Genomic DNA, 11,713 nt, shown 5'->3' with positions numbered 1-11,713 from the left:
CCCTTGCAATTGCATTTCCGCAGACTTCGCCCATGTCAGACACCGTTGTCTGCGGTACAGGTTCGAGGAATGAATGAATGAAAATCCCCGTATTTCTGGTCGTTTCCGTCAGTTTGATCGCGAGCGGATGCACAGTTACGCCGAAACCGTTACCCCCTGAGGCACATGCAAATTTCGGTAAGGAGAGGCTTGCCCTTGCCACCGCCAATCAGGAGCCCATTTCAGACAAGGTAGACTTGTACGAGGCCATGGCGAGGGCCTTGAAGTACAACCTCGATACGAAGGTAGAGGTCATGCAGGCGGCGCTGAAATTACGGGAGGCGGATCTGGTGAGCTATTCCGCACTGCCTAAGATTGTAGCCGGCGCAGGGTATGCCGGCCGCAGCGAAGCCGACCCCACCGAGGCATCTACCCGCGATGATAGTATTGTCACAGCCGATCTAACATCCTCCTGGAACATCCTCGATTTCGGCCTCTCCTATGTGCGCGCCAAGCAGGCGACCGACGAAGTGCTGGTTCAGGATGAGATGAAGCGGCGGATGGTCAACAAGGTCATCGAGGATGTTCGCACGGCCTATTGGCGCGCGGTGAGCTACCAGCGTCTCGTCGGCCGCATGCGCGCGCTGGAAGGCCGCGTCGCTCGCGCGCTCAAGGATACCCGCAATCTTTCGTCCAACGGCGAAACGTCGCCGCTGGTAGCGCTGACGTATGAGCGCGAACTGATCGAGGTCAAGCGCGAGGTGGAGCTGCTGGAAGGCGAACTGCTGGTCGCCAAGACGCAGCTTTCCGCTCTGATGAACGTGAAACCCGGCACGGAATTCACGCTCGAGGTTCCCAAGCGCCGCGATACGCAGCTGAAGATCAGCTACACCTCGCAGGAGATGTTCAATATCGCTGCGACCAACCGCCCGGAGATGCGCGAAATCTCCTACCGGCTGCGGATCAACGAGCGCGAGGTGGATGCGGCACTGCTCGACCTGCTGCCCGGCATCAACCTTTACGCTGGCCCGAATTACGACTCCAACGACTATATCGCCACCAACGACTGGGTGTCGTGGGGCGCCAAGGTCAGCTTCAATCTGATGAAGCTCGCGACCCTGCCGGCGGTCAACAAGAAGATCGAGGCCGAAAAGCAGATGCTGGATACGCGGTCGCTTTCGGTCGCGATGGCGGTGATGACGCAGGTCCATATCAGCCGCGCGCGCTATGCCCACCTGAAGCATTCCTATTCGACGGCGGCCGCTCTCTCTAACGTCTCACACCGGATCCTGACCCAGGTGCGCACCGAGACGGACGCGCAGAAGACCAGCGAGCAGATGCTGATCCGCGAGGAGATGAACGCGCTGCTGGCGGATGCGAAGCTCGATATGGCCTATGCCGACCTGCAGAACGCCTATGCGAACATCTACGCATCGCTCGGCATCGATCCGTTCCCGCAGACACTGCGCACCACCCAGCCCGTGAAAGAAATGGCTGGCGAGTTGCGTGACATGTGGCTGGAGCGCGGTGAATTGAAGACAGACCTCGTTGCGGCCAAATAACCGCCGGCATGGGAGACCGTGATGAAGCACATAGCGGCATCCGTTCTGATGATACAGCTCTTGGCAGGTGGCGCAGCTTACGCCGCCGGCAATGATGCGGTGGATGCCACGGCATCGCTGGAAGGGCTGCGCGGCATCGTTCGCGCCGCCGATGAAGCCTCGATATCGAGCGATCTCGGCTTTGCCATCGCCACCCTGCCCTTCAAGGAAGGCGAGAGCTTCAACAAGGGCGACATCCTCGCCACCTTCGAATGCGGAGATATCCAGGCCCAGCTCAAATCCGCCGAGGCGGCGCTGGCGGCTGCCCAGATCGCCGTTGCCAATGACGAACGCCTGGCACGCTCGAATGCCGCCGGCAAGTTCGAGGTCGACATATCGCGCGCCAAGGCCAACCAGGCCGCGGGCGAGGCAGACGCCTATCGCAGCAAGCTTGGGCGCTGCACGATAAGAGCGCCCTTCGACGGCCGGATCGGCGCCATGCCCTCCCACGCGCATGAAACCCCCGAACCGAGCCGCCCGATCATGCATATCGTCGCCAGCAACGACCTGCTTGTCGACGTGCTGGTACCTTCCGTCTGGCTGCGCTGGTTGCGCGAAGGCGAAGAATTTTCGTTGAGCGTCGACGAGACGGCCAAGACCCTGCCGGTCGATATTATCCGCATCGGCGCGACCGTCGATCCGGTCAGCCAGACGGTGAAGGTGACCGGGCGTTTTTCCGGCCAGGCCTCCGGCGTCCTGCCGGGGATGAGCGGCCCCACAGTGTTCAAAGTCCCGAGTGAGTAGGCTTACGCAGATGCAAGGTGTCGAAAAGCCAGTCAACGATCCCATCAAGCTTCAGCCACCGGCAGCGGCCGCCGCCCAGCACGCCTACGAACTGTTGCTCAGGATCGAAGCCGATGCGCGCCGTGTCGAAAGCGTCGGCGAACTGCGCTTCCTCATCGCCAACGAGACGATGAAGCTCACCAAGGCCAGGCAGATCTTCGTGCTATCGGTATCCAAGGGCGTCTTCAAGGTCGAGACGGTGTCCTCGATCGGCGCGGTGGACAGAAACGCGCCACGCATCCGCTTCGTCGAGGGCGTCATCAGGCAGCTGTCGCGCGAGGCAGGGCTGGCAAAGATCAAGGCCTTTACCCTTCCCGCCTATTGTCCGCCCGGCGAGATCGAGCAGGACAGCTATCCCTTCCGCTTCATGGCCTGGGTGCCATTTCAATTACGCGACGGCCATATCTTCGCGGGCATGCTTTTGGCGCGCGAAACGCCATGGCCGGAGGCGGATCTGCTACTGGCCGAAAGGTTGGCCGAGACCTATTCCCACGCGTGGCGGGCGCTGAGCGGACCAAGACGCCTGAAGCGCAATCTGCCGATCAAGCCGCTGATCGGCACCGCCGCCTTGCTGGCAATAGCGGCGATGTTCATCCCCGTCCACATGACGGTGCTGGCGCCGAGCGAGGTGGTTCCGGTGGCGCCGGAGATCGTCGCGGCACCGCTCGATGGCGCGATCGAGGAGATTCTCGTCAATCCGAACGCAAGCGTGGTCAAGGGGCAGCCCCTCTTCAGGCTGGCCGATACAGCCCTTCGAAACGAGCTGCGCGTCGCCGAACAGGACGTGAAGGTGGCGCAGGCGAAGCTGATGCAGATCAGCCAGCGCGCCATCGCCGACCCGGAAGCCCGGCGCGATCTGGCGGTGACCCGAAGCGAATTGAGCGTCGCATCGGCCAAGCGCGATTACGCGGCCGACATGCTGGCGCGCACCAGCGTGAAGGCTGAAACCGACGGCGTGGTCATCTTCACCGACAAGCGCGACTGGATCGGCCGGCCAGTATCGATCGGCGAGCGGGTGATGGAAGTGGCCGACCCCAAGCGCGTTCAGCTGCGGATCGACGTGCCGGTGGCAGACGCGATCGCGGTCGAGAACGGCGCTGCGGTCAGCGCCTTTCTGGATGCCGATCCGCTGCATCCGGTCGCGGCGAAAACGCTATCGTCCTCCTTCGATCCGCAGATGATCGAGGGCAACATTCTGGCCTATCGCATCTATGCCGGATTTGACGCCGTGCCCGAGCGTGGCCTTCGTCTCGGTATTCGCGGGACGTCGCAGATCTTCGGCGAGAAGGTGCCGCTGGCCTACTATCTGTTCCGGCGGCCGATTGCCGCGATCAGGCAGCGGCTGGGTCTATGAGCGTATCACCCTCGCCCGATCTCCGGCTGCCGCCCTTGCGCGAGGATCTGCAGATCGTGCGCGGCGGCACCAGCCTGTCGGGCGAGCCGGTCTGGATCGTGCTTGATCCAGTCCGCAACCGCTTCTTCCGCATCACCTTCGAGATGTTCCAGCTGCTGACGCTCTGGAACTTCGCCCGCTCGCTGCGCGGTCTGATCCAGGCCGTGCAGGCGCAGTTCGGACGGCTTCCCGAGCAGGAGGAGATCTATGCCGCGATGCGGATGCTGGAGACGAGCTTTTTCGTGACCGAGCCGGCATCCGCGACCTGGCGCGCGCTTCATGCCAGCGCGACACGCCGCCATTCGCTCTTCATGCGGCTGATCCACAATTACCTCTTCTTCCGCATTCCGCTGGTCAGGCCGGATCGCTTTATCCGAAAGACCGCGCCTTACATTACGGGGCTTTTCAGCCCGGCCTTCCATGCTTTTACCATATGCGCCGCCATTCTCGGCCTCTATCTGGTGTCCCGGCAGTGGGATGCCTTCACCGGCACGTTTCCCTATATCTTCACGCTTGAGGGCATCGTTGTCTCGGTAATCTCGGTCGGCTTCATCAAGTCGATGCACGAGTTGGGCCACGCCTATGTCGCGCACCGTCACGGCTGCCGCGTTCCCACCATGGGTATCGCCTTCATGGTGCTGGTGCCGCTGCTCTATACCGACGTCAGCGATGCATGGCGGCTGAAGTCGCGTTTCGATCGGCTGAAGATCGACACGGCAGGCGTGCTGACCGAGATGCATATCGCCGTCTTTGCGCTGCTTCTCTGGGTGTTCCTGCCGGATGGCCCGTTTCGATCCGCGGCTTTCGTCCTTGCGGCGACCGGCTGGGTGCTCAGCCTCATCGTCAACCTCAATCCCTTCATGCGCTTCGACGGCTATTACATCTTCGCCGATCTCCTCGGTGTCGAGAACTTGCAGCCGCGCGCTTTCCGGCATCTGCGTTGGCGGATCCGCCATCTACTGTTCAACACCGGCGAGGAAAGGCCCGATCGCTTCGGTCCGAAACTCGACGTGATCGTGACGCTCTATGCGATCGCCACGACGATCTACCGGCTGTTTCTCTATTTCGGCATCGCGCTCCTCGTCTATCACTTCACCATCAAGATCGTGGGCGTGATGCTGTTTGCCGTCGAGATCGGCTTTTTCATCCTTAGGCCGATCCTGTCCGAACTCCGGGAGTGGTGGACCATGCGCCATGACATCATCACGAGCAGACGCAGCTATCTGTCGCTGGCGATCTTCCTTGCCATCGTCGCATTGCTCTCGCTGCCGATCTTCAAGAGCGTCTCGGCCCCGGCGGCGCTTTATCCCAACGAGTTCACGCGGCTTTTCCCGATGGAGCCGGGAAAGATAGAGGCGATCGGGATCAAGCGCGGCGACGTTGTGAAGAAGAACGACGTCCTGTTTTCCATCGTCCGCCCCGAGCTGCAGCAGGAACTTCGCACCACGGAAATCGAGGCCGAACTGACGCGCTACCGACTGGCGCGCGTGCTGGCCGATCCGCAAAACCTCGTCGACCGCGGCATCCTTCAATCGCAACTGGCCGCACTTGAGGCCAAGCGTGACGGGCTTGCGCGCCGGCAGGCATCGCTGATCGTTCGCGCACCGTTCGATGGCACCGTGATCGACATCGATCCGCAGGTTCATCTCGGCCGCTGGATCAGCCGCAAGGACCAGCTCGCGACCATCGCCGGCGCATCCGGCATGGCGGCACGCGGCTTCGTGTCCGGCGGCGACCGCGGCCGCCTGGAAGTCGGCGCGACGGGCCACTTCATCCCCGACGATCTCACGCAGTCATCGCTGCCCGTGCAGCTCACCTCCATCGCCTCGGCGGGCGCCTCGGAGATCGATATTCCGCAGCTGACATCCGAATATCACGGCGAGATCGCAGTTCACCCGCAGAACGCCCATGAACGTCTGCGCCTCAGCCCTGTTTCGGCACAGTATGCGATTACCGCCGAGGTATCCGGCAAGGCTTTGTCGGAGACCGTCAGGGGCGTGGTTGTACTGAACGGCAAAGGCGAAAGTATTGCCGGCCGCGTCTGGCGTCAGGTTGTAAAAGTTCTGGTCCGCGAGGCCGGCGCCTGACGTTTTCGTAACAACTATGAAACCATAGGCCGCACGCTACCCTTGAATAGCTTACTAAGGATAGTATTTTGGATGATGAGGAATCGACTGAAAGGATGCGAAAATGCGCCTCTTCAAGAGAAGAACAAGTCATCATGGTCTGTGGCAACGCGACAACGCGGGTCGCGCCTTTGCGAGCCACGGACGCTTTCGGCTGACGATCAATGGCGCGGATGAACGCTGGTTCTATCGTGTAACAGATATGCGCGGTGAACTGCCCGCCGTCGACAGCAGCCCGTTTCCGAGCGAGCAGGCAACGCTGAGGGCCGCGCAGGCCGAGCTTGAGGAAAATGCCGACCAGCTTCCGGCGCCGGCGGAATACTAACGCTGCAAGTAGACACCACATCAATGTTGGTTGTCAGCCTTTGGCACCGGTGGCGGTTTTCGCCTTCACCAGATGGCTATCTGTCTTCCCCAGCCAGATCATGGCCAGCCGGTCACCGGTCTGCTTTGCCAGATACATGTAGTTGTCCGCACGCTTCACGAAGGAAGCCGCGTCGTCCTCCGGCTGCAGCAGGGTGACGCCCATCGCAGCACCCAGTTCGACAACCACGCCTTCGACGGCGATCGGCTTGAAGATGCGATCCACCGCATCCTTGAGCGTGAGCTCGACGTCGTTCAGATGCGAGGGATCGACCTCCAGAAGAACGACGAACTCGTCGCCGCCGATGCGCGCGATGAAATCGTTGGCACGAAAGCTGTCGCGGAAGCGGCTGGCGATGATCCTCAGCACCTCGTCGCCGGCGGCGTGTCCCATCGTGTCGTTCACAGCCTTGAAGCCGTTGAAATCGATGAATGCCAGCGCCAGGAGCTTGTCGGTATCGTCGCGCCGCTCCAGGTGCTCGGCCAGAACCTCATCGAAACAGGCGCGATTGGGCAGGCCCGAGAGCGCATCGGTGCGCGCCGAAGCGCGGAGCGCAAGCTCGATCTCGTGCTGATGGCGAACACGCGCGGAGACGTCGAGAATGACTTCGACATCGAAGGATACACCATCGATGACCGTGCGCTGCGCGGAGATAAGCGTCGGCAGGATCGTTCCGTCGGCATGACGGATATCGACTTCCTCCAGCACATAGCCCCCGTCTTCGGCGAGCATGCGATGGCGCCGATCTCGCGCCGGGCTGCTGATCGCGGCCCCTTCCGAAATCAGCGTTCTGCCACTGATATCCTCCCATTTCAGGCCCGTAAGCCTGAGATAGGCGTCGTTCACTTTAAGGTAACTGGATGTCTCGGTGTCGCTGGTCGACACGGCCATGGCGATCGGTGCGAACTCGAACATTCGCATCAATATCGAAGTCAGGATCTCTGGTGGAAGTATCTCTTCGTCGGCCATACACGTGATCGCAACAGGTATGGCAGGTTGTGTAACAGACGAAAGTTAAGCTCTTCTGACTTAAAACGCTAATTTACCAAACACATGGCAACGATGCATTCCCGGGTTCCGCGCGCGATAAAATCGGAGCCGCCGCTTTGCAACCGGTGTGATTGCACCTATCTTGCGTCATCATCGTCAACGAACAAGGGCTCCTGTGTTTCTCGAAATTGGAATTGTGGTCTTGCTCACCATCCTGAATGGTGTGCTCGCCATGTCGGAATTGGCTGTCGTGTCTTCCAGGCCCGCCCGCCTCAAAGTTCTCGCCGATCACGGAAGCAGAGGAGCCGCACAAGCCATCAAACTTGCCGAAAACCCCGGCAGGTTCCTGTCGACCGTGCAGATCGGCATCACGCTCGTCGGCGTCCTCTCCGGCGCCTTTTCGGGCGCCACGCTCGGTAGCCGCCTGACGGCATGGCTGCAGCTTCAGGGCATGTCGCCGACAGTGGCCGATGCAGTGGGTGTCGGTACCGTGGTCATCGCCATCACCTACCTGTCGCTGATCGTCGGCGAACTCGTGCCGAAGCAGATCGCGCTGCGCGAACCGGAAGCCGTCGCGGCCAAGGTCGCGCCCGCCATGGCGGTCCTGTCGAAGATGGCGCTGCCGCTCGTCTGGCTGCTCGATGCATCCGGTAAGCTCGTCCTCAAGCTCTTGGGGCAATCCGGCAAGGGCGGCGACAATGTCTCCGATGAGGAGATCAAGACGGTTCTCGCAGAAGCGCAATCGGCGGGCGTTATCGAGAGCGAAGAATCCGCCATGATATCAGGCGTGATGCGGCTTGCCGACCGCACCGCGCGTGCACTGATGACACCGCGCCGCGATGTCGAGATCATCGACGTGGACGACAGCCTCGACGAAATCCGCGCCCAGCTGCACAACACCAAGCGCTCGCGCTTGCCGGTCAGAAAGGGCAGCTCGGACGAGGTTCTCGGCGTGCTGGCGGTCAAGGATTTCTACGACGCGATGTCCGTTCAGGGCACCGCCGACCTGAAGGCGATCACGCAGGACGTGCCGATCGTCTCGGATCTCTCCAACGCAATCAGCGTCATCCAGGCGATCCGCACGTCGCCCGTGCACATGGTGCTTGTCTTCGACGAGTATGGACATTTCGAAGGCGTCATTTCCTCCGGCGACATCATGGAAGCGATCATGGGCGCGCTGCAGGATGGCCCGATCGACGAACAGGCGATCGCTCGCCGCGACGACGGGTCCTATCTCGTTTCCGGCTGGACGCCGATCGACGAGTTCGCGGAATTCATGAGCCTGAAGCTTGGCGACGATCTCGAATACCAGACCGTCGCGGGTCTCGTTCTCGAGGAGCTGAAGCACCTTCCGGTGCTTGGCGAAAGCTTTACCAAGGATGGCTGGCGCTTCGAAGTCATCGACCTCGACGGGCGACGGATCGACAAGATTCTGGTCAGTTCGCTGGACACGCGCCAGACGGCAGACGTCGAGTAATCAGGTTGGAAGACATGTCGCGAGCGGTATCCGGTCAGGATATCCGCTCGCGGCGCAATGCCTATCTCAGCGCTTCATGTCAGGGCAGACATACGGCACCTTGGAGACGCTGTAGCGGTGCTCGACCGTATCCTTCCCTGCTTTCACGCTCAGTGTCAGCTGGCTCGGCGACACCGATTTCACCTTCGCGGTGATTTTGGCGCCATCCTCGTCCCAGGTAACGGTATCGTGAGAGGTGCGGCTCCATTTGCGGAGCGCGTAGGTTTCCCAGCAGGAATCCATCAGCAGGCTGCCATCGGCCATGAACACCATCATCACGCCGGGAAGGCCGGATTGCGATTTCGTCTCGATCCACGCCCGGCCGACAAGCGGGTCGGCGGCCGGCGTCTGAGCCGCCGCGATCGGCGCCACCATCGTTGCCATCGTTCCCGCCGCAATTGCCAACGTCTTGTATAGATTATTCAATTCTCGCTCCTCCATTCTGGAATCATGTCCCAAGAGATAAGGATCGAAGCGACAGGATTGTGACCGTCGAGCGATTTTCTTGCGGTCATGTCGCTTTGCGGGACGCTCGACAACCGGCCACCCGGATGCGCGCGCCTTCCCCACCTTCCGCGCCGCGCTCGATCCGCCGAACGCCCAAGCAGCGAGTCCAAGGATGGCCCAACTGTCCCGATAATCCATTCCTCATAAACGATACGTTAGGGATCTGTTGACCATAATCGACTGCAAAGCGACCTCGCCGATCGCAAGCATCCGGCCATCGCACCCTTCAACAATGACGGAAGTCGTGTTCGTGTACCATGCAGTCTTTTCCGTTCCCGTGACCACGCTGGCCCTGGCTGTGTCGCTTGCAGCGCATCGCATGGTCTTGATCGCTCTGGTCATATTCGCGGCCATGGCCGGCGCCGCACAGGCGGCCGCCGACGACCGCGCGCTGAAACTCTATTTCACCCACACGGGAGAGCGGGCGACGATCGTCTTCAAGCGCAACGGCAAGTTCGATCCGAAGGGCCTGGCGCAAATCAACCGCTTCCTGCGCGACTGGCGCCGCAACGAGCCGACCAAGATGGATCCGCGCCTGCTCGATTTGGTGTGGGAAGTCTATCAGCGCAGTGGTGCCAAGCAACCCATCCACGTCGTCTCCGCCTATCGCTCGCCCGCTACGAACAACATGCTGCGCACCCGCTCGCGCACCACAGGCGTCGCCAAGAAGAGCCAGCACATGCTGGGTAAGGCGATGGACTTCTACATTCCGGGCGTGAAGCTTGCCACCTTGCGTGGCCTTGCCATGCAGATGCAGGTGGGCGGCGTCGGCTATTATCCGACCTCGGGCTCGCCCTTCGTGCATCTCGATGTCGGCAATGTTCGCGCCTGGCCGCGCATGTCGCGCCTGGAATTGGCGCGGCTTTTCCCAAGCGGCCGCACGCTGCATCTGCCGGCTGACGGCCGTGCATTGCCCGGTTATGAGCTGGCGCTCGCCGACCAGAAGAAGCGCAACCGCCCTGTCGCGATCGAGACCATCCGCACGCCTGAGAGCGATGATGACGAAGGCGCTCCGGCACCCTCCCGCGCTCTCGTAACCGCGATGCTGCCGGTGCCGCAGACACGCGCCGAACGCGGCCTCGAGCTTCAGCTTGCACGGCCGACGCCGCGCGCCGACAATACCGATAGCAAGGTTCCCGACCTCGCCTCCCTCACCGTGCCACTGCCAACCTTCAGGCCGGCGCTCGATGAAACCACCACGGCAAGCGTTCCCACGCCCGCCGCTCCTGTTTTGCTCGCCACCGCCGTCACCGGCAAGGGATCGGCGGGGCAGCTTCTCTTTGCCCGTCACGCAGGCGGCTCGCTTGCCGGCGGGGCGGCAAAGCGTCCTGATATGACCGCGGTCGCTCCTCGGGAACCGCAGGTCGTATCGGCAGGCGTCGGCGCCATGTCCGGCAAGGCGCTGGTCGCTTGGGCCTTGCAGCCACCGGGTATGAAGATCGAGATGACCGCGCCGCGGCCATCGGGCATGCGCCTGACGACGCTCGAAGATGTCGGTCCAGCAATGGATAGCGACACCGACGAATTTGCCGAAGAGGAATTCGATGAGGACCGCTTCGCTCTCGACGGCTAGAACAAGCCTTCTGTTGCGGTCCCAGCCAACGGTCAGTATTGCGTGAAATCGCCGGTTTCCGATTGCAGCAACGTCAGCGGGTAACGGGCCGGATGGTGTACGAGCGCGGTCATGTTGACCGGCCGATTGCGATCGTCAAAAGCGATCTGGTCGACCGTCAGCACTGCCGCCGGCGGCGCAAGCTGCAGCAATCGCGCCTCGTCTTCGCCGGCCAGACGGGCGCTCAGCGTCGTCTGCCCACGTTTCGGAAATATGCCGTAGCGCTGGCGCAGCTCTTCATAGAGCGAGCGGTTGGCGATGCCCCAATCGAGATCGAGCAGCCCCGGCACACGCCCGGCCGGAATCCAGTCGGTCTGGATCACAGCCGGAATATTGTCGAGCAGACGAAGGCGCGATAGCACCACGACCTCCGCGCCGGGCGCGAGGAAGAGCGGCCTGCTGACTTCGAGCGGCGCCCGCACGAGGCTTGCCTCGATCAACTGGTGACCCGGCGTGCGGCCATTGGCCAGCGCAATGCTGGTGAAGCTCTTCAACACCTGCAGCTCGAAGCCGCCGCCGCGTTCCGTGACATAGAGCCCCTTGCCCGGCTGGCTATGAACCACCCCCTGCTGGATGAGTTCGCGCACCGCGTGGCGAATGGTGATCCGGCTCACATCATAGAGATCGACGAGTTCGCGCTCGGAGGGCAGCTTGCCGCGCAAAGGCAGACGCCCGTCGCTGATCGCCGCCAGCAGCGCCTCATACACCTGCTTGTGCAGCGGCCGGGGGTCGTCGCGATCGATGACGCCGCGTGTTGCGATCAATGTATCCTCGGTTTCGAGCGTCTTCAAATTCGATTTTCCCTGGGCCTTGGCCGCCTTTGCCAATGTCATCTTCAACGC

At 61.8% G+C, this 11,713-nt stretch carries 10 protein-coding genes; 7 read left to right on the top strand and 3 right to left on the bottom strand.

Annotated elements, in window-relative coordinates:
• The first annotated feature begins 260 nt into the window (after positions 1 to 260).
• The 5 genes from ACODTZ_RS00970 to ACODTZ_RS00950 all read left to right on the top strand — a co-directional run bounded on the left by ACODTZ_RS00970 (position 261) and on the right by ACODTZ_RS00950 (position 6,207).
• Positions 261 to 1,541 carry a TolC family protein gene (locus ACODTZ_RS00970; RefSeq protein ID WP_489023103.1) on the top strand — a complete coding sequence of 427 codons (1,281 nt, stop codon included), beginning with the start codon at positions 261 to 263 and terminating at the stop codon, positions 1,539 to 1,541.
• A 21-nt stretch (positions 1,542 to 1,562) separates the two neighbouring features.
• Positions 1,563 to 2,324, top strand: a complete 762-nt coding sequence (locus tag ACODTZ_RS00965) for an efflux RND transporter periplasmic adaptor subunit (RefSeq protein ID WP_489023101.1) — start codon at positions 1,563 to 1,565, stop codon at positions 2,322 to 2,324.
• Positions 2,325 to 2,334: 10 nt separating this feature from the next.
• A complete protein-coding gene (locus ACODTZ_RS00960; protein ID WP_489023099.1) occupies positions 2,335 to 3,717 on the top strand; it encodes an efflux RND transporter periplasmic adaptor subunit in 1,383 nt (460 codons plus the stop codon).
• The gene (locus ACODTZ_RS00955) at positions 3,714 to 5,843 is read left to right on the top strand and encodes a site-2 protease family protein (protein ID WP_489023097.1); all 2,130 of its coding nucleotides are present in this window, start codon (positions 3,714 to 3,716) and stop codon (positions 5,841 to 5,843) included. The genes ACODTZ_RS00960 and ACODTZ_RS00955 overlap by 4 nt, the downstream gene beginning before the upstream one ends.
• 103 nt (positions 5,844 to 5,946) lie before the next feature.
• Entirely contained in the window at positions 5,947 to 6,207 is a 261-nt protein-coding gene (locus tag ACODTZ_RS00950) for a hypothetical protein (protein ID WP_489023095.1), read from the top strand.
• 33 nt (positions 6,208 to 6,240) lie between these two features.
• Here the strand turns inward: ACODTZ_RS00950 and ACODTZ_RS00945 are convergent, their stop codons facing one another.
• Positions 6,241 to 7,161 (bottom strand): GGDEF domain-containing protein, encoded by a 921-nt coding sequence (locus tag ACODTZ_RS00945; protein ID WP_489023093.1) that lies wholly within the window; start codon positions 7,159 to 7,161, stop codon positions 6,241 to 6,243.
• A 250-nt stretch (positions 7,162 to 7,411) separates the two neighbouring features.
• On the opposite strand from ACODTZ_RS00945, the gene ACODTZ_RS00940 reads away from it, so the two are divergent.
• Entirely contained in the window at positions 7,412 to 8,713 is a 1,302-nt protein-coding gene (locus tag ACODTZ_RS00940; RefSeq protein WP_111560779.1) for a hemolysin family protein, read from the top strand.
• Between the two features lie 66 nt (positions 8,714 to 8,779).
• On the opposite strand, the gene ACODTZ_RS00935 is transcribed toward ACODTZ_RS00940, so the two are convergent.
• Positions 8,780 to 9,178 (bottom strand): hypothetical protein, encoded by a 399-nt coding sequence (locus ACODTZ_RS00935; protein WP_489023091.1) that lies wholly within the window; start codon positions 9,176 to 9,178, stop codon positions 8,780 to 8,782.
• 313 nt (positions 9,179 to 9,491) lie between these two features.
• Here ACODTZ_RS00935 and ACODTZ_RS00930 point away from each other — a divergent pair, with 313 nt between their 5' ends.
• Positions 9,492 to 10,832 (top strand): peptidoglycan L,D-endopeptidase MepK, encoded by a 1,341-nt coding sequence (locus ACODTZ_RS00930; RefSeq protein ID WP_489023089.1) that lies wholly within the window; start codon positions 9,492 to 9,494, stop codon positions 10,830 to 10,832.
• 32 nt (positions 10,833 to 10,864) lie between these two features.
• Here the strand turns inward: ACODTZ_RS00930 and ACODTZ_RS00925 are convergent, their stop codons facing one another.
• A complete protein-coding gene (locus ACODTZ_RS00925) occupies positions 10,865 to 11,704 on the bottom strand; it encodes a GntR family transcriptional regulator (RefSeq protein ID WP_489024750.1) in 840 nt (279 codons plus the stop codon).
• Positions 11,705 to 11,713 lie beyond the last annotated feature (9 nt).

The sequence above is a fragment of the Rhizobium sp. FG113 genome (assembly GCF_057809895.1).
The sequence above is the reverse complement of the archived record's forward strand: the minus strand, read 5'-3'. Positions and strand labels throughout refer to the sequence as shown.